The organism is Neokomagataea anthophila (assembly GCF_018122595.1).
Classification (GTDB): Bacteria; Pseudomonadota; Alphaproteobacteria; order Acetobacterales; family Acetobacteraceae; genus Gluconobacter; species Gluconobacter anthophilus.
The window spans coordinates 278,176-296,626 of record NZ_JAGRQH010000002.1 but is presented as its reverse complement, the minus strand read 5'-3'; the positions used below and the strand labels follow the sequence as shown (position 1 = coordinate 296,626).

The following is an 18,451-nucleotide window of genomic DNA, read 5'->3' as shown; positions in this document are numbered from 1 at the left end:
TCACCTGTTGAATTCAGATTTGTTCAGTTGTTTGGCATGATGTTGTAAGAATGCGGCCAAATATGGCCGCATAATAGGCACTACAGTGGAACGTTTACGGCTTTGGAAACGGTCTCGGCGATGCCCGGTGCTGTGGCAAGGATAGTGGCACCACCGGTAAGGCCGCCTGTTTGCAAGAAGGGAGAGACGCGGGCGCCAGCTTCTTCCAGCAAGACAAGTGCTGCGGCGACATCCCAGAGGCGAATGACAATTTCAAGGTAACCGTCACTGCGTCCACATGCGACATCTGCGAGGGCGAGTGCACCGGAGCCGCCGGAGCGCGGCATGGCACCGAGGCCGACGATGGCGCTGATTTTTTCTTCAAAAACGGGTTGTGGCACACGGCAAGACCAACCCATTTCGATCATGGCTTCGGCCGGGTCTTGTGTCGGTGCGGCTTTGATAGGTTTACCATTGAGGAAAGCGCCACGGCCACGCTGTGCGGTGAAGATTTCTCCCAAGGCTGGTGCATCGATGATGCCAGCAACGGGTGTGTCGCCCTCTAACAGCCCTAATGAGACGCACCAGCGGTCACGGCCACGGGCAAAATTGGACGTGCCATCAATGGGGTCTACAACCCAGCGATACTTCCCTTGGCGGGTGACGCCGCCTTCTTCACCTTGGAAGCCGTCTTCAGGGAAGAGGGCTTGGATGCGTTGGCTGACCAGCGCTTCTACCGCGCCATCGGCTTCGGTGAGGTAGTCTTGGCGGCCTTTCATGGTGCCGCTTGGGCCGCCGGGAGCGGGGCGCATGGAGAGTGCTAAGGTTGCAGCATCTCGCACGATGGAACGAGCAGCTTCAAGGCGAAGAGCGATGGGGTCATGTTGGACGGGGTCAGTCATGGCATGCTCCTTTGGGCAAGGGAGGTTTGATGCGTGGAGGATGTATCTCAGCGCATAAACGTTTTTGCGGCTGTATTGAGGCTTTGTGGATCAAAAATATGGTGCGTCTATGGTTAGGCACAGCATAAACCTTATGCCGAGATACGGCATAGCGTGTGATCATGATTTGCTGTTCGTGCGGGCCTGTTGTATCGGCGCAGAGAAGCGTCATGAACGCATCATGCCTTGAAGTGTTTGGCACGTCTGCCCCTTAAGAGTGAGATTTTATGCCTTTTTTCCGCACGGATCACTGGCGGAGCGCCATTTTGCATGCACCGTTGAATGTGCTTTTAACGCGAGAGCATTGGGACGACGTGCCGGTGACGTTATTGCCGTCGGATGGGGATCATCGTTTCCTTGCAGATCCGTTCGGGTTTTGGCGTGATGATACGCTCTATGTGTTCGTTGAAGCCTTTGATTATCGTGACGCCAAGGGCGTGATTGATGTGCTGGTGTATGACCAGAGCTTTACGTTGCAGGAGCGTTTTCGGGCGTTAGAGACACCGTGGCATTTGTCTTACCCGTATGTTTTTGAGCATGATGGGGTGATGTATATGCTTCCGGAAGCAAGTGGATCTGGGCGGTTAACGTTGTACCGTGCGACGCAATTTCCGCTTGGCTGGGAGGTTGTACCTGAGTTTGATTTCCCACAGGCCGCAGTGGATGCGACGCCTCTTTTCCATGAGGGGCGTTGGTGGTTATTTTGGAACCCTCCCGGTACAAAAGATGAGCGGCAGAGTGTCTTGGCACTTTCTACGGCGGATAGCCTTGTGGGGCCGTGGCAGTATAGGGGGATTATCCATCAGGATCGTGCGGGGGCGAGGCCGGGGGGGACACCTGTTGTGGTGGCTGATGGCGTTATTTTACCGGTGCAGGACTGCCGTGGGACGTATGGTCGGGGCATTCGTTTGTTGAAGATTGTAGGTTTTGAGGATGAAACAGTGCGGGTTGTCCCGCAACAACATGTAGGGATTCCGCGGGCGCTGAAGGCGCATTATCCGGATGGTATGCATACGCTGTCGGCTGTTGGGGATGTAACGTTGCTCGATGTGAAGCGGGTGGGGTTAGGACCGAAGCGGGATGTGATGAATCTACGCCGTAAGGTGTTCGGGCGTTAAGCGTTTATTGTCGGGCTTAATCCGCCGATTGGTTCATGGCGCGTCAAAGATGTTGCGCTTGAAGGTTCGTACATACTGGAGGGGCCGTGAGAGCTATTACGCACGTTCATTGGCATGCGTGCGCTAGTGCTAAACTCCCGGCGTGTTGAGGCCCGGGATTGCTGTGAGAATAGCCCGCCCATGTTCAGCGAAAGCAGCTGGGCCGAAGCGTTTCATCACGCGGGAGCGCGACCGTGTGCCCATTGTGCCGAGGCGCTCCGGGGTGCGGAGTAGGGTGGCTAAAGCCGCGGCGAGGGCGCCCGCATCGTTGAAGGGAATGATGAGGCCAGACACGCCGTCTTCGACGCTACGCGGGATTTCACCAGCGGGTGTGGTGATGATGGGGAGGGCACAGGCCATGGCTTCATGGGCTGCCACGCATAACCCTTCCCAATGGGAGGTTTGGAGATACAGGTGCAGCGTGGAGAGAAAATCTAACGGTGCCTCGCAGTGCCCGTAGAACGAGACGGGTAGGTTGTAGCGTGCGGCACGTTCTTCCAGTGCGGCTCGTTCGGGGCCATCTCCGGCGAAGGTCATGTGAAAGGCGGGAAGGTCTTTCATGGGTTGTAAGAGCGCGAGTGCATCACACAGCATGTCATACCCTTTGACGCTGTGCAGACGTCCAAGAGAGCCAATTTGAATGATTTCGCCCTCTTGCCAAAGACGTGCTGTTGGCGCGTTAGGTGGTGCGCGGAAGATGGGCCAGCACATGAGGTTATCGTGAAGGCGTAAGCGGCGCTTTGCGAAGCGTGCGACGGTTTCAGAGTCGGCAACCCATAGGAGGGTATCGCGGCAGAGGGCGCGTAGGAGCCATGCGTTGATGGTTTTGAGGCGAGCGGAGTGTTGCCAGTGAACGGTCGGGACGTTCAGAGATTTAGCGATAAGCTGGCCGAGCAGCGTGGCGCGGGTCAGAGAGGTCCAGACTAGGTCTGGTTGGTATGCTTTAAGTTCACGTTTGAGCCAGAAATATGCGGCTAAGTGATCATTTTTTTTGCCAGACCGAACGCGGACGGGAATACCTGCGCGCTGGAGTAGTGGAATTGCTAAACCGTCACGGCGTTCAAGCCCGAAAACCATGACGCTGGCACCATGCTCTTGTATGAGGTGGACAATGTCTGGGATGGGGCTTTGTGCGCCGCCGCATTCGAGCGAATTGATGACGTAAGCAATTTTCATAGGGGTATCACGGCGCTGGAGAATGTGTTGGGTGCGTGGCGAGGATTTGCTCGACCAAGGTAAGGTCTGCGGGTTTATCAACGTCCACAGCAGCATGGCCATCTGACAAGGGTATGAAACATATGCGAGCGCCAGTTAAAGCTTCAATGCGTTTGCAGAGGGTTGTGGAGTCTAGTCTGCGGAAGAGTGCGCGCAGGAGGATGCCTAGTCCGAGGGTGCGGGCCATACGCAAAGGTTTTTTACGGTCTTGCTGGAGGCGCTTCCAAAGTGTGATGACGTCATGGGCTTTGGGTGAGCCGAGCCAGAAGAGGTTACATCCGGAAAAAGTGATGTCCGAGAGGCGGATATAAGTGCGTTTTGTGCCGGGAACGTCGCGCTCAATGGTGTGGCGCAGTGCGATGCCAACGGCAACGTCAGCGTTTTGTGTTTGAGTCAGAAACTCCAAGATCCAGTCGGGTTGGAGTAGGGCGTGATCTGCGGTCGTGACGAGGCAGGGGGTACCGATGGTCTTGAGGGCATCGGCCACGCTTTCGCTCAGGGATGTGCGTGCTTGGTGCGTTGTAATGCTTTCTATGTGGTCGGCGTAATGTTCGAGTAAGGGGGTGATGAGGCCCGGCTGTTCAATGCTGACGGTGATAGGGCCGAGGCAAGGGAAGGATGTTTGGGTGAGGGCATCCAGCACGCGGCACAGCATGGGCCGCCCTCCAACGGGGAGGAGGGCTTTATGTGAGACATTGCCGAGGCGGGCGAGGGGGTCTTGGGCACCATCGCGGGAGCCGGCAAGAACAAGAACCTGCGGCGGGGTGAGTAGTGTTATATTGCCTCGGGGTTCTGCAAGAGCGGAAATCGTGCTCATATGGCGGCTTCGGGGTTGTTTTTCTTAGCAGCACGGGCGCCGTCGGGGCGGTCCTTAGGCGGAGACCCAGTCAGCTTCATGACCCATGGATAGCGTGAGGCTTCGTCAATCGTATAACCAAGATTGAACACATGCTGAGAACGCGGGCGTTCACGGGCATCACGGTAAAAGCTGCCGAAAATACGGTCGGGCAGATAGTTGGTGATGCCGTAATTACCGTCTTCGTGGTGGAAGTGGTGCAGGACGTGGAGTTGCTTGATATGCGCGACCCATTTCCAGCGGGGCTTATAGGCCAAGTGCTGGATGCAGTGGAAGAACTCGTAAATGCAGGTCATGACCAGTGAGGTTGTAAAGGCCGAAAACAATCCTCCGAGGCCGCCAATGGCCGCGCCAACGGGCATGGTGATGATGGCCATGGTGGGGACGGTATTGAGTGGTGATCCGAACAAGACATCCAGCAGGTGCGGGTCTTGGTGGTGGTCAAAGTGGATGCGCTTCCACACGGAGGAGGTCCAGCGATTCCGATAGAGCCATTTGCCGTGCAGGATGAAGCGGTGAATGAGGTACCACGCTGTTGGGTAGATCGCGATGACGGCCGGAATGGGGATGAGCGTCTGTAGTGCTCCGGTCCAGAAATGGATGGTGAGCACTGCGGAGATGATGATGAGTGCGAAATAGAGCAGGATGCTGGGATAGGTGAGGTAAGCCATCCAGAGTTGAGGCAAGGTCATTTTGCCCAAGTCAAAGCTACGACCTGTGCGTAAAGAAGCAGTGTTACGCCAGAAGCGTAAGCCTGAACGAGGGGTGGACATACTTACTTTTCCTCCATCCGCAGTACCCAGGTGATACCCAATAAAATGCCTGGTAGTGGTCCTGACATAACGGCCAGTGCAGCCGGGAGTGTTCCGGCATTACCCAGGGCGTTAATCAGGCCCTGCAGAATTACGAGGGCTAGACCTGCTGCCAGTACGTAAACTGGAAGAGGGGTTCTGAGCCCGGTTCTGGGAGGGATATAGATCACTGGCAGCGCTAATAGAAGCATTGTTGCCATGTCTATTGGTAAAATCAGCGGTGAGAAAAGTGCCATGCGGTAAGTAGGACGCGGTAAACTGGCGGGAGCACCATTATGCAAAATCGCAAGAATCTGCCCAGGTGTCAGGAATGGTTGATCTTGTGTGAGGCGGATAATGACGTTTGGTGCGATGGGTAGAGAGAGTGTGCCGCCATTGCTGCGCTGGGCGGCAGAGTGATCGGCGTTGAGGATGAGGGAGCGGTTCCCTTCTTCCTCCCAGTGGTTATTGAGGTAATGCAGAGTCGTTGCGTGTTGGGTGCTGGTGAGTTGCCCATGTGCATCACGGTTATACAGGGTGACGTTACTGAGTGTGTGGCCGCTCTCTGAGATGTCACCGATGCGGATGAGTGTTCCGCCCATGCGGAACCATAAGGGGTGCGCGTTCTCATCATGGCTTTGGGTTGGTGTGGTTTTGTTCCACCATAGGGTGAGGGCACCTTCACTGGCGGGGACGACCCAATATTGTGTAATCATGCCGCCGAACCCGACGATGAACACTGTGGGTAGAAGTAGGCGATAGAGGCCCACGGTAGAGAGACCTGCTGCGCGTAGGGCTGCCATTTCGCTGGAAAGGGCTGTTTGGGTCAAAAAGAAAAGAGCGCCGATGAGAAAGGCGAGAGGAAGAATTTCTGTACTTAAGGCGGGTAGGTGCAGGAGGGCGAAAGTCACAATGCCTTTCAGGCCTAAATGCCGGTTGAGAATGGGGGTTGTTTTTTCCAGCAGCGCTAAAAGTTCCAGCAGTGAGACTAAGACCGCGCCGCAGAGCATGACACGCCCGAGCAGCGCGCGGTTGAGGTGCCGAAGCAAAACAGTGCGTGTTGTGCGGTGGGTGGTTGTCATGCGGCTCATGTGGAGTAGGTCTCGGTCATCATGGTAGGGTGTCTCATGGCGGGGGCGTTATGCTTTGTGCAGGAGGCGGCGGCGCCATGATCCGCGTGAGCGCCGCAGGAGTGTGGCAAGGCAGGCACCGCAGAAGAGTGCTTCCGGTGTCCATATAGCAAGCCAGATGGGGAGTTTGCCTAAAGATGCGAGGGAATGTCCAAACATAAGGATTTGGTCGAACCCAACCAAAATGCCAGAGACGGCTAACAGTCCCCAGATGGACCGGCGGCGTTTTCCGCTGATGGCGAGGGCGACGGCGAGTGGGGGGATAAATGGAATGGCGAGAGCGCGAGCCATGCGGAAGTCGAATTCTGCCCGCAATGTACGGTATTCAATACCATGGACGCCGTAGCGGAGGTCTTTGGCGAGTTCAAAGAGGGTGAGTTCACGTTCATCGGCACCGCGTGAGCGGAAGGTTGTGTCGTGCTCTTGGCGTTCGATAATGCGCAGTGCGTGGCCAAAATGGGTGACGTGAGGAGCCGTATCGGGCGCAGTTTCTGGGGGCTCATCCACGATTTGACCGTTCCATAGGTCAAGCTCTGTACGGTGATGTGCTTGTGAGACGGTTAAAAGACCGTGTTCTGCCGTGATGATATGGACGGTGCCGTGATCGGTGACTTCACGGATGAAGATATGGCCAAGTGTGGAGCCGCCATGGCGGACTTTATCCGCCGTCATCATGGCTTTGTTGGAGGTCGAGGCGAACATGCCAGCCTGTAGGTGGGGTGCCCAGCCTGTATGTTCTGCTACGTAAAAACCGGCCCGGTAATCATAGCGTGCGACGGGTTGAATATAGCCGTAGAGCAGAATACTGGCGAAACCGAGGCCGCATCCAATGAGCATGAAGGGGCGACTGACGCGTATGAGGGAGATCCGCGCGGCCCGGATAGCATCAATCTCATTATTATCGCTCATGCCCCGAATGGTCAGGAAGACAGCGATGCAAAGAGATGCGGGCAGAGCGATGCCGAAATAATGCGGCAAAAGGTCAGTTAACAGCGCGATACAGGTTGATAGAGAGCTTCCTGCGGAGGCGAGATAGTCAAATAATGTCAGTAGGCGCTCTAGCAAGAGGGCAACGAGCATAGCGCCGAGGGCCACGAGGAAGGGTGGCACCATTTGGCGTAGCAAGTAGCGGTCGAGCGTACGGAGTTTGGGGTTCATGCGTGCCCTCTTTCCCATGAAGCGTGTTCGGTCACGCCGGTATGGGGGCCTTTAAAAGAGGGCCAGTGCCTTTGGAGGGCGATGGTCCAGCTTTTATGTGTTGGGTGTGTCTTAGGTGTGATGGTGAGTTGGTTCCAGCAGGCTTGGCGGTGTGGGCGTGGGTCATGCAAGGAGGCAGAGGCAACTCCAAGAAGTGGAATGGTGGAGCCGGGAATGCAGGTTAGTGTGGCATTATGTGAATGGCCGTGCAGGACGATTTCTGCGCCCTCTTGGCGTAAAATATCAATGACCGGTTTCATGTCATGCAAAGCTTTGCGCCAAGGGACGAGCCCTTTACGAGGCGGATGATGGATCATCACAACACGGCATAAACCGGCGTCACGGGTACGTTTCAAGAGAGCGGCTAGGCGCTGGCGTTGCAGGGTGCCAACGCGGCCGCATGCCATGAAGGGTGGGGTGGGTACGCCACTATCGACGCCAATAATGGCGACATCGCCGTATTGCCGCACATAGGGGTATTGCTCGCTGGACCAATGCTTCCATTGATCTCGCCCGACGGCGGCTGGCTGTGCGATCATGGCGTCATGATTGCCGGGGATGACGAATGCTGGTGCCGGAAGGTTTTCGAGCCATTCGGAGGCATGTGAAAATTCTGCGGGGGTACCAAAATTTGTCAGATCACCACTGACTAAAATGGCGTCTATGGCGTGGTGCGCAATGTCTTGCACGATTGCGTCACAGAGTGGGGCTTGATGTACGTGCTGGCGGTGTTTGTACCAAGAGAGAAGGCTAAGGGCGCGTTTATTGAGCGCTATGTGCCATGGCACGGGTGGCGGTGGGAGGTGAGGGTCTGAAATATGGGCGAGTGTGACGGAACGCTGCTTTACGTTGGGAGCGTGGGGTGGCGCAGTGCGGGAAGTGGTTGATGTATCCGGGTGAGGCATAGGGGAGCGTTCGGTCAGTAGGGGGTTAGGTTTATAGTTTGTAACTCAGCGTGTAGTCCTACAGGCTGTGCTGTGCTAGACCCTCGGCATTGGAAACCCCATTCCGCCTTGTTGAGTGATGGGCTGAAGCGTTCATTAAAATCGTCGCTTAGTCCAGATTTTCCGTGGGCGGACCCCTTTGTTTTAGACAGAAGATCGTCTCGCTCTGTGCGCTTTGCCCTGATTCATAATGCTCGTAGTCGCCGCAATAATCATAGCGGAACAGGCTTCGCTGCTGCTGCCGAATCCCTTTTAGGGGAAAATTTTGTTCCGTCGGATAGCCGTGAAGGCACGACAGATCGTTTGCGTCTTTTGCGGGATCGTGGGGTGCGGACGATTGCGATCGATGGTGGTGATGGAACGGTTAGTACGGCACTGACGGCGATTGCGCGTGTTTATCCGGAAAATGATTTACCGGATATCGCGGTGTTTGCGTCTGGTAATACGAACCTTATTGCGAATGATGTTGGGTTTGGTCTACGCGGTTTTCAGGCCTTGCGGCGTTTGCGGGAAGGGGCCATGCGTTCAAGTGTACGCACGCCGATACGTCTGACATGGCCGGAGAGTGATCGTTTGCCGGTACTGGGTCTTTTTGGTGGCTGTGCCGGGTATGCGCGTGCGGTGCGTATTGCGCATGCTCCTCAAATCGTTCGGTTTGCACCTCATGATTTGGCTGTCGGTGTGACGGTCTTAGGGGCCGTGGGGAGTTTGGTGTTCCGTCGAAGCCGTGAGCGGTGGTTGGCTGGGGATCCACTACAGATCACGACGAATGGCCGGGCTTATGGTGGGGAAAGCTTTATGTTCCTCGTCACCGGTCTTTCGCAGCTATCCCGCGGAATTTGGCCATTTTGGGATGCTGAGCCTGATGCGCGTGGCGTGCGTTACTTAGATGTTAGTGCCAAGCCGGGGTCATTGGCACGCGCGGCGGCGGCTTTGTTGACGGGGCGTGCTCCCCGCTGGCTGCGGCGTCACCCGGATTATGATAGTGGCCGAACGGATCACATGATGCTCGAAACAACGAGTGATTTTGTGTTGGATGGTGAAGTGTTTAGCCCCACCGCATCACGGATGTTGCAACTGCAAAGTGGCCCAGCTTTCCGGTTCCTTCATGCTTGATGCTCTTGAAAAAGCACTGGTGCCAGAACTGACGGCGCCGGTTTCTGCTGCAGTGCGGTCTTTTGCTGCGTCTGTGGCGCGGGAAATGCCTGCTCCGCCTTTAGGGGTTTTGTTTTACGGCTCAATGCTCCGTAAGGCCGATCCTGATGGTATTTTAGACTTTTACGTCGTGACCGAGACAGGGCGTGATGTGCCTGGTGGTGTCGCTATACGCGTGGCGAACTGTCTTTTGCCGCCGAATGTATTTTATTCTGAGCACCGTTATGAAGGGCAAGTGTATCGCGCGAAAATTGCCGTTTTGTCGCGTAAGCAATTTATGGCCCGGACGGGGCCGCGTTCAACGGATACGACGTTATGGGCTCGGTTTTGTCAGCCTGTGCGATTGGTATGGGTGCGCGATGTTGATGCAGCAGATTATGTACTTAACCTGATTGCACGTTGCGTGACGACGGCAGCATTTTGGGCGGGGTCTTTGGCTGCGCCCGGACAAAGACAGCCTGCCATAGCGTATTGGGACGGACTTTTCGCACGGACATATGGGTCTGAGTTGCGTGTTGAATCGTCAGCGCGCTCCAAGCGTTTGATTGAGGGGGCGGAAGAGCGCTTTGCTCAGCTTTTGCCCTTGGCGTGGCAGCGGGCGGGTTTAAGTTTTACTTATAAAGAGTCAAATTACGCCGTGTTGTTTTCGGAACGGCAGTGTCAGCGTGCTTTGACACAATGGGCAAGCGCGCGCCGTTTTGGGAAAATTTTGAATGTGCTGCGCCTAGTAAAGGCTGCGTTCACGTTCAAGGATGGTGCGGCGTATTTGGCGTGGAAAATACAGCGTCATACGGGCATTGATCTGGCGCTATCGCCGTTTGAGCAGCGGCACCCTTTACTGTGCTTGCCTGCGTTGTTGTGGCGCTATCGCCGGGCGCGTTCACTACCTTCGTGATCTTACGAGGTTGGTAATATTTTACTGTGAGGGTTTTTATAAATTTTAAAATTTTGTTGTAAATGTTTCCCAGTCACTTGGTATTTGTCGCGAACATTCAACATGTCTATTTTTATTTAAGTCACAGCATAAGAAAAGATTGTTATGCATAAAATTTAATTTATCATTGTATGTGTATATAGCTTCAAATATGGTCGCTTCTGCGGCGTGTTTTGTGGTTTTTATTGCGTTGTTGGTATCAATTTCTATCCATGTTAGAGAATTATCGTTATTGTCGTAAAATCCCAGTCGGGCTGAGCGCCCTTGAATAAAGGCATTAATGACCGGAGTATTGATGTTTGGTGTGGCCTGTGCAGTTATTGTGGCTGTGTCATTGTGCCATACAAGTATATATTCTTCGAAATTTGAAAGTGGCCATTGTGCAGTGCCTTCTTCGGGAAGGTATGTTGCGATTTCGCTCCGGAAAATGGCGAGTTCTGCGTCATTGCGCCAGCAGGGGCGGTAGATAGGTTCATTTTTTAAGTTAAGGAAAATGCTGCTGTTGTGCGTGATGCCGCTCCAGTCTGGTGCTTTGTCGAGGCAGGTAACTTCAAGATCACTTTTTATCAGATAAGAATAAAAAGTGCCGTCAGGGGATTGGGTGCCCCCAAAACCGGCACGTATAAAGCGATGGGTGTGCTCTACATGCTCGAAGCCGTAACTGCGAAAGCGTGTATCTAAATATCCGACATAGTTTAAGGCGCGCTGTGTAAAGGCTTCGCATTGCCCGGTCAGATGCTGGAAGATATAAGGATCTGCGGGGGAGCCAGAACCTGAAATAATATGTGACTTATCCCAATGGTTAGGAAATAAATTAATGTGCCCCCAGCGCTGAGCGGCATCGATCCATGCGCGTTCCCAGCCAAGTGATGTGGGGAAGCAATCATCTTCCAATATGATAATAACATCACATTTTATTATTTCTTTTAGGTAAAAAATAACCCTATTTTTATTCCAGGCTATTCCTCTATTGCTTCCGTTGATGGTTTGTATGCCCATTGTGTGCAGTATATCAATTGTACCATCAGAGGATCCGTCATCTGCAATAATGAGAGAAAAAGGTGTTTCAGTATATTTCTTTATGTGTTGTATAGTATTTGTTACTATAGATTTTCTATTATATGTGATAACTCCGATGCCCAATTTTATATTATCATATTTCATGAATCTTACTATATCTCTAGTGGGTTAATTGATGTAATGTGCTATAATATATTTATATTAAAGGTCCCAAAAATTATTGTCAATAATAATGTTTTCGTGAAATTGTAATATAATTTACACTTTATATGTTGTGTAGTGTTGGATGTTCATTTGTGTGAATTGATGAAATATCACGGTAAAGATTTGGTGGGGCAGAAGATCTATGTCTATTTTGTCGCGGCGTCATATTTTGGGTGGAGCTGGTGCTCTGGCTGGAGTTTCTCTTGTGCGTGGCCAGGATATGCAGGCGCGTTCAACGGCAGTCCATGAAGCCTTTTCGTTTGTATTTATGACGGACACACATTTACAGCCTGAGCTTGATGCGACCAAGGGCTGTCAGATGGCGTTCCGCGCGATTAATAAAGAACGTGCAGATTTCGTAGTGCAGGGGGGCGATCATGTTTTTGATGCTCTTGGGGTTTCAAAAGAACGTGCCAATAAACTGATTGATTTATATGAAATGACCGAGCAGGTCATTGGGAAGAAAATTTACCATACGATTGGTAATCATGATTGCTTTGGGGTTTATGAACAGAGCGGTGCGTCTTTATCGGACCCAGAGTTTGGTAAAAATTACTTCCGACGTATCTATGGTCAGACATATTATACGTTCGTACATAAAGGTGTGAATTTTATTGTTTTAGATTCCATTGGTATTACAGATGATCGGAAATATGAAGGGCGTTATGATGCTGTTCAATTGGCGTGGCTCAAGGTAACGTTGGATGCGTTGCCCGCAGGGGCGCCTATTATCGTTGTAACGCATATTCCGATGGTAACAGCTTTCGGAACTTATACGGATCTGGATCATACAAAGCTGCGTCCATCAGCATTATGTACGGTAAATACACGTGATGTTTTAGCGCTTTTGCACGGTCATAATGTTTTAGCAGTCTTACAAGGGCATACGCATGTTTTGGAACATGTGGAGTTGAATGGTGTGCCTTATATTACGGGGGGGGCTATTTGCGGCAACTGGTGGCACGGTGAGCATTTGGGCACACCTGAAGGCTATATGGTTGTGCATGTTGATCAAGGCTCTGTGCGTACTGAATATAAGACCTATGGTTTTCAGACTGTTAGCCCGCAGCAGACGGCTTTTTAAAGTATTGCCATACGTATGAACTGATAAGAATTAGTCCGTTTACGATGAGGCCGGGAGTGGCTGGGTGAAAACCGTATACACTTCCGGCATATTCGTAAGTGCTGATGGAAACGAAAAGGCCACTGAAGAGCGCGGTGGCAATGATTCTGCTTGTAAATGGCCAGTTAAAGACAATGCTGAAAATGCCGGGAATAAGCTGGGCGAGCCCCATGTAGAAAAAGACGTTGAGGCTTGTCATGCGTAATCCTGGTAGGGAGGCGCTTGCTAGGGAAACGATGAGATAGAGCGCGATCACGCCGCGGCCAACGTGCTTTTGGTTGGTATTGGAAAGGTGTGGCACGACATTGCGCGCTATAATTGCGGCGATGGAGAGGCAAACAGCTCCGAGCCACACTAAGCCTGTGAGTGCGATGCCTGCCATAATGATGCCGATGGCCCAAGGTGGTAGGAAGTGTTGTGTAATCACTAAGAGAATATTATCGGACTTATAATCGCCGAGGTTATGCGTTAGTCCGAAGCTGCCAATGGCAAATAAAAGTGGGAAGAGTAAAAGGTAAAGAGGCATCCAGCATTGTGCGCGCCGGATAGCTTCAGCGCTGCGTGCTGAGAAGGCTGCTGATGCAGCGTGGGGTACAATGCAAAAAGCGACAGCTTGGATCAGTATGGTGCTGAGAATGAATGTGTTTGGATGGCTTGCATGAGATGTTGTGGCAATGTGGTCTAGGGCCGTTTTTAGTGAAAGGGTTGGGTGGTCTGCCCAGTGGTAAAATGCTGCTCCAGAAACAGTACAGACAATAAGAATAATGAGTGCGTCTTTGAGGCAAGAAATGAGAGCGGCTCCGCGTAATCCAGAAATCGCGACGAAGAGAAATGCAATTCCGGCACAGAGTAACCCTATGAGAGCGTTTGGGAGTGTGGGAGCTAAAAGTTTTAAGGCACTGATCAGGCCTAAAAATTGTGTAGTGCCTAGGGGGAGGATCAGTACGGTCAGGAGTAATGCAACGGCTTTTTCGAGTGCGGGGCTCTTAAAATGAGCACGGAAAAGGTCTGGCAGGGTGATTGCGCTGTATTGCTGTCCGAGTGCATGTAATTTGGGGTACAGGATAAAACCAACAGGAAAGGCGAGGAGGATATAGCCTGTGAGCCACACGGCGGTGTCCGTGCCATGCGCGACAATGCCTCCCGGCAGTCCCATGACAGAGCCAATGGTGTAGGTCTCACCGACCGAAAGAACGAGAAAGAGGGCTGTACCTAACTGCCCTTGCGCTGCGAAGAAGGAGCGCGGATCTGTGGTGTTGTTATGGCTCTGTGAGAGTGGGATGAGCGCAAGAGCGCATAAGAGGACTAAGCAAAAGCTGAAGATCATGATCGGGGTGCACGGTTGGCAAATAGTAAAGTGCTGGGAATAATAAAAATGCCGCTGAAGAGCCAAATGATGTGTAGGGGAATACCCAGTAGCGTATATGGCTCAGCGTGCAAGATGATGAGTACGCTGAGCCAGAGTAAGGGCAGGGCTACGAGAGCAATATAGTTCTGGCGAGAGTTCACAGATTGGACCATGGTTGTGTGGTCATGCCGGGAGGGCATGTCGCGAGATAAACGCCACGTGCGATAGCGCGTGCGAGAACATCTGCGGCAAGGGAGCCTATGCGAGTGACAAGAATACTGCGCTCTAATGATGTTGGGTCTGAAGGTGCGGCTTGTCGTGCAGTGGAAAGGGCGAACACGACGTCACCATCAAAAGGGGCGTGAACAGGTCGAATGGCACGGGCCATGCCGTCTTGCGCGATTATGGCGACGCGCTTGAGTTCATCATTCGTGAGTGTGACATCGGTTGCGATGCAGGCGAGGGTGGTGTTGGCGCGTGGCTGTGGGTTGAGTTTGGCGAGGCCCCAATCTTCGGGGGTAACTCTTGATTTCGGTGCGCCTAGGCCGCCAAATTCGTCTCCAATCTCGAACTCTCCGGCCCAAAAGCGCCGTCCGCCGGGAGCAATAACGGACCCTAATGAATTGCAGGCCACAATAGCACCAACGGTGATTCCGTCATGGGTAATGTAGGAGGCTGATCCAAGGCCGCCTTTTAATGCGCCTGCTGTTGCGCCATATCCTGCGCCATGTGTGCCGAGTGGGAAGCTATCAGATGCGCGGGACGCAGCGGCGATGCCGAGTGTATGATATGGAGGGTTTTCTCCCCAGTTTTTATCGCCGCCGGTGGCAAGGTCATAGAGGGCGGCTGTTGGTACGATCGGCGCAGGTGGTACGGTCGCACTAGGGTGGAATGAAAAGCCGCGACCACGTGCGCCGAGCCATGCTGCGGCGCCATCTCCTGATGCGAGGCCGTAAACAGACCCACCGGAAAGAACGATAGCGTCCACTGTGTGGACCAAATTCCCGAGGGTGAGTGTGTCTGTCTCACGGGTGGCTGGGCCGCCGCCACGCACATCGACTGCGGCGACGGCGGGTGCGTCGGGCAGAATCACATTGACGCCGGTACAATTTGAAGGTGCATCAGCGTAGCCCACTTTAAGGCCTGGGACGTCTGTAATGAGGTTGCGTGGGCCGACGGTGCCATGCGGGACTGTCGGCGTTGCGAAAATATTGGGAGGCCGCATCATAAAAGCGGCGCTTGCGCCCAGTATTGCGCGTCGTGTTGCTTTTATGGAGGGAGTTGAAGATGTGCGGCTCATGTTCATTTTTCGTTTTTGAAGAGGTGAAGTGCGCGATTCAGGCAGAGACTTCTGAGACACTTAGGGTGTGGTTCAGTTTTATCCTCAAACGTTGTCAGAGTAAAATATTATCTGGTGTGTCTGTATAGAGTATAATTGTGTCATTTTTTGTTTTTGATAAAAATGGTATTTGTTCTTGAATAATTTTAAATATTGTAAGTTATAATCTGGTTCCGTTTGTTGTTTTTGTATGAGGTATGATGATGTCTTCGGGAAAGAAGTATTTTAGGTACTCTCTTATTGGGGGTGTTGCGTTGATGTTCAGCGTGGGAGCAGCGCATGCGGCTTCAGAAACGATGCCTAGTGCCTGTGATAATGCGCAATTTCTGCGTGATCAGCAGAATTTCTTGCAAAATGGTGCGACGGGTGCAGATTTGCCAGAGCATATTTGTGGGCAAGTAGTTGCTGTGGCGCCGCGTGCGAAACAGACGCGTAGTGGTTGGCATGGTTTTTTTTATGTGAATGTGGGGGCTGGGGTATCGATCCGTATCGTATCTGATCTGGATCGCATGAATGCTCCGGCGTGGCCTTGGGTACATAAGCAAGATCAGGTTGAAGTGCAGGGGCGTTATTACTTTGATAACCTGCGTAGCCAAGGAATTGATTGGACGCATCACGGTACTGGGCGTTCATGGGCATGGGGTGGTTTCGTGGTCGTGAACGGCCAGCATTACGAGTGATATGGAAAGGCCCCGGGAGCATGTTGTCTCCCGGGGCGTAGGGTTAGTTCGTGGCCTCATTTTTTTGAGCGTCGGATTTGCTGTTATGGTTTTCAGCTTCGGTAATGTCGAAGGTGAGAGCTTTATTTTTGAGGCCGATAGAAACCGTTCCGCCTTGTGCTAGGCGGCCAAAGAGCAGTTCTTCGGCGAGTGGCTTTTTGATATTTTCCTGAATGACGCGGCCGAGGGGGCGCGCACCATACAAGCGGTCATATCCGCGTTCGGCCAACCATTCTTTCGCAGCGGATGAAATCTCAATGGTGACGTTGCGGTCTGCCAGTTGAGCTTCCAACTGGAGAATGAATTTCTCCACCACGCGCCCCACGGTTTCTGGCGTAAGGTTGGCGAAGGGAATAATGGCATCCAGTCGGTTGCGGAATTCTGGTGTGAAGAGGCGCTTGATGGCTTCTTCATCTTCGCCAGAACGAATGGTTCGTCCAAAGCCAACAGCTTCTTTGGACAAATCGGAGGCGCCAGCATTGGTTGTCATGATCAGAATGACGTTACGGAAATCAACTGTTTTGCCATTATGGTCTGTTAAGCGGCCATTATCCATGACTTGTAGTAAGATATTGAAAAGCTCGGGGTGTGCTTTTTCAATTTCATCAAGCAGAAGAACGGCGTGTGGGTGTTGGTCAATGGCGTCCGTTAAGAGGCCACCTTGATCAAAGCCAACATAGCCCGGAGGGGCACCCAGTAGGCGTGATATGGAGTGTCGCTCCATGTATTCAGACATATCAAAGCGAATTAACTCGACACCCAGTGAGGTCGCTAATTGGCGAGCAATTTCTGTCTTGCCGACGCCTGTTGGGCCAGAGAAGAGATAATTGCCAATGGGCTTCTCAGGCTCTCTGAGGCCGGCTCGGGAGAGTTTGATGGCTGATGACAGCGTTTCAATTGCGTTGTCTTGGCCAAAGACCATGTTGCGCAAATCACGCTCAAGAGTGCGCAGTGTTTCCCGGTCATCGGCGGAGACGCTTTTGGGTGGAATGCGCGCAATTTTTGCGATGGCATCTTCCACGTCTTTGATGGTTACGGTTTTTTTACGCTTGCTTTCAGGGATGAGCATACGAGCAGCCCCGACTTCATCAATAACGTCAATGGCTTTGTCGGGCAGCTTGCGGTCATGCACGTATTTTGCCGCGAGTTCGACCGCGCCGCGCAAGGCTTCATCTGTATAGCGGACGTTATGGAATTTTTCGTAGCTGCTTTTCAGGCCGCGCAAAATTTTGATGGCATCTTCTATGCTCGGTTCTGGTACATCAATTTTTTGGAAACGCCGGACCAAAGCACGGTCTTTTTCAAAGTGCTGTCTGAATTCTTTGTAGGTTGTAGAACCGATGCAACGCAGCGTGCCTGCGGCAAGAGCTGGCTTGAGCAGGTTTGATGCATCCATTGCGCCGCCGGATGTTGAACCAGCACCGATAACGGTATGGATTTCATCAATGAACAGGACAGCATTTGGAGTTTCGTCTAATTCTGTGACAACGGCTTTTAGGCGTTCTTCAAAATCCCCACGATAGCGTGTGCCAGCCAATAGGGCGCCCATATCGAGGGCGTAAATTGTGGCATCCTGTAGGACTTCTGGGACATCTTTTTCGATGATGCGCCGTGCGAGGCCTTCGGCAATGGCGGTTTTGCCGACGCCGGGATCACCAACGAACAGGGGGTTATTTTTGGTGCGGCGGCAGAGAATTTGGATGGTGCGTTCGATCTCTTGGTCGCGCCCGATCAGGGGGTCAATTTTTCCTGCTTCAGCGCGCGCATTGAGGTCAACGCAATAGGTTGCGAGGGCACCATCTTTGGTCTTCGTTTTGCGTTCTTCAGGTTCGCTATCGGTGTTTTTTTGACTGGTGGTGGAGGTTTTGCGGGCCCCGCGATCTGGGGCTTTGGCGATACCGTGTGAAATGAAGTTCACGGCGTCTAGGCGGGTCATATCCTGTAATTGCAGGAAGTAGACGGCATGACTTTCACGCTCTGCAAAGAGCGCGACGAGGACATTTGCGCCAGTGACATCATCGCGGCCTGTGCTCTGCACGTGAATGGCGGCACGTTGTATGACACGCTGGAAAGCGGCGGTCGGTTTAGGGTCAACACTACGCTCTGAGGATAGGCCTGAGAGGTCTTTGTCTAGGAATTCGGTGAGTTCTGAACGGAGTCGCTCCAGATCAACGCCGCATGCGTGAAAAACGCTGAGGGCATCTGGGTCTTCTGTTAGGCCAAGCAATAAATGCTCAAGCGTAGCGTATTCGTGTTTTCGGTCCCCGGCGAATGTGAGGGCGCGGTGAAGTGTCTGTTCGAGCATACGGGACAGCATGGGCGCTCCTCTCGGCCTCTCAACGAGAGAGGCATCTTGGCGCGATGTGGCTGTAGAAACGAGTCACAAACGCAGGCGTGGT

Annotated in this window: 16 protein-coding genes; 5 read left to right on the top strand and 11 right to left on the bottom strand. The window is 52.8% G+C overall.

Going from position 1 to position 18,451, the window contains the following annotated elements:
* Positions 1 to 80: 80 nt before the first annotated feature.
* Complete coding sequence (locus KB213_RS04245) at positions 81 to 881, bottom strand: inositol monophosphatase family protein (protein ID WP_211680773.1); 801 nt, start codon at positions 879 to 881, stop codon at positions 81 to 83.
* A 266-nt stretch (positions 882 to 1,147) separates the two neighbouring features.
* Between KB213_RS04245 and KB213_RS04240 the strand changes: the two genes are divergently transcribed.
* A complete protein-coding gene (locus tag KB213_RS04240; RefSeq protein WP_211680772.1) occupies positions 1,148 to 2,038 on the top strand; it encodes a glucosamine inositolphosphorylceramide transferase family protein in 891 nt (296 codons plus the stop codon).
* Between the two features lie 129 nt (positions 2,039 to 2,167).
* Here KB213_RS04240 and KB213_RS04235 read toward each other — a convergent pair whose 3' ends face one another.
* The 6 genes from KB213_RS04235 to KB213_RS04210 are packed head-to-tail and all read right to left on the bottom strand — an operon-like array spanning position 2,168 to position 8,171.
* The gene (locus KB213_RS04235) at positions 2,168 to 3,253 is read right to left on the bottom strand and encodes a glycosyltransferase (protein WP_211680771.1); all 1,086 of its coding nucleotides are present in this window, start codon (positions 3,251 to 3,253) and stop codon (positions 2,168 to 2,170) included.
* A 7-nt stretch (positions 3,254 to 3,260) separates the two neighbouring features.
* The gene (locus KB213_RS04230; RefSeq protein WP_211680770.1) at positions 3,261 to 4,109 is read right to left on the bottom strand and encodes a nucleotidyltransferase family protein; all 849 of its coding nucleotides are present in this window, start codon (positions 4,107 to 4,109) and stop codon (positions 3,261 to 3,263) included.
* Positions 4,106 to 4,921: a sterol desaturase family protein gene (locus tag KB213_RS04225; protein WP_211680769.1), complete on the bottom strand. Its 816-nt coding sequence runs from the start codon at positions 4,919 to 4,921 to the stop codon at positions 4,106 to 4,108. The genes KB213_RS04230 and KB213_RS04225 overlap by 4 nt, the downstream gene beginning before the upstream one ends.
* A 2-nt stretch (positions 4,922 to 4,923) precedes the next feature.
* Positions 4,924 to 6,030 (bottom strand): LptF/LptG family permease, encoded by a 1,107-nt coding sequence (locus tag KB213_RS04220; protein ID WP_249110212.1) that lies wholly within the window; start codon positions 6,028 to 6,030, stop codon positions 4,924 to 4,926.
* Positions 6,031 to 6,078: 48 nt separating this feature from the next.
* Positions 6,079 to 7,227, bottom strand: coding sequence for an LptF/LptG family permease (locus KB213_RS04215; protein WP_211680768.1), 1,149 nt, complete (start codon positions 7,225 to 7,227; stop codon positions 6,079 to 6,081).
* Positions 7,224 to 8,171: a metallophosphoesterase family protein gene (locus KB213_RS04210; RefSeq protein WP_211680767.1), complete on the bottom strand. Its 948-nt coding sequence runs from the start codon at positions 8,169 to 8,171 to the stop codon at positions 7,224 to 7,226. The genes KB213_RS04215 and KB213_RS04210 overlap by 4 nt, the downstream gene beginning before the upstream one ends.
* Positions 8,172 to 8,378: 207 nt before the next feature.
* Between KB213_RS04210 and KB213_RS04205 the strand changes: the two genes are divergently transcribed.
* Both KB213_RS04205 and KB213_RS04200 read left to right on the top strand, forming a co-directional pair.
* Positions 8,379 to 9,326, top strand: a complete 948-nt coding sequence (locus KB213_RS04205; protein WP_211680766.1) for a diacylglycerol/lipid kinase family protein — start codon at positions 8,379 to 8,381, stop codon at positions 9,324 to 9,326.
* Positions 9,319 to 10,260 (top strand): hypothetical protein, encoded by a 942-nt coding sequence (locus KB213_RS04200; RefSeq protein ID WP_211680765.1) that lies wholly within the window; start codon positions 9,319 to 9,321, stop codon positions 10,258 to 10,260. The genes KB213_RS04205 and KB213_RS04200 overlap by 8 nt, the downstream gene beginning before the upstream one ends.
* A 45-nt stretch (positions 10,261 to 10,305) precedes the next feature.
* Here KB213_RS04200 and KB213_RS04195 read toward each other — a convergent pair whose 3' ends face one another.
* Positions 10,306 to 11,463 carry a glycosyltransferase family 2 protein gene (locus KB213_RS04195; protein ID WP_211680764.1) on the bottom strand — a complete coding sequence of 386 codons (1,158 nt, stop codon included), beginning with the start codon at positions 11,461 to 11,463 and terminating at the stop codon, positions 10,306 to 10,308.
* 202 nt (positions 11,464 to 11,665) lie between these two features.
* Between KB213_RS04195 and KB213_RS04190 the strand changes: the two genes are divergently transcribed.
* Complete coding sequence (locus KB213_RS04190) at positions 11,666 to 12,607, top strand: metallophosphoesterase family protein (protein WP_211680763.1); 942 nt, start codon at positions 11,666 to 11,668, stop codon at positions 12,605 to 12,607.
* Here KB213_RS04190 and KB213_RS04185 read toward each other — a convergent pair.
* Positions 12,582 to 13,973, bottom strand: a complete 1,392-nt coding sequence (locus KB213_RS04185) for a sodium:solute symporter family transporter (protein WP_211680762.1) — start codon at positions 13,971 to 13,973, stop codon at positions 12,582 to 12,584. The two genes, KB213_RS04190 and KB213_RS04185, sit on opposite strands and share 26 nt — an antisense overlap.
* 178 nt (positions 13,974 to 14,151) lie before the next feature.
* Positions 14,152 to 15,294, bottom strand: a complete 1,143-nt coding sequence (locus tag KB213_RS04180) for a P1 family peptidase (protein ID WP_249110211.1) — start codon at positions 15,292 to 15,294, stop codon at positions 14,152 to 14,154.
* Between the two features lie 296 nt (positions 15,295 to 15,590).
* On the opposite strand from KB213_RS04180, the gene KB213_RS04175 reads away from it, so the two are divergent.
* A complete protein-coding gene (locus KB213_RS04175; protein ID WP_249110210.1) occupies positions 15,591 to 16,013 on the top strand; it encodes a hypothetical protein in 423 nt (140 codons plus the stop codon).
* A gap of 43 nt (positions 16,014 to 16,056) precedes the next feature.
* On the opposite strand, the gene clpA is transcribed toward KB213_RS04175, so the two are convergent.
* The gene (gene clpA / locus KB213_RS04170; protein ID WP_211680761.1) at positions 16,057 to 18,369 is read right to left on the bottom strand and encodes an ATP-dependent Clp protease ATP-binding subunit ClpA; all 2,313 of its coding nucleotides are present in this window, start codon (positions 18,367 to 18,369) and stop codon (positions 16,057 to 16,059) included.
* Positions 18,370 to 18,451: the final 82 nt, after the last annotated feature.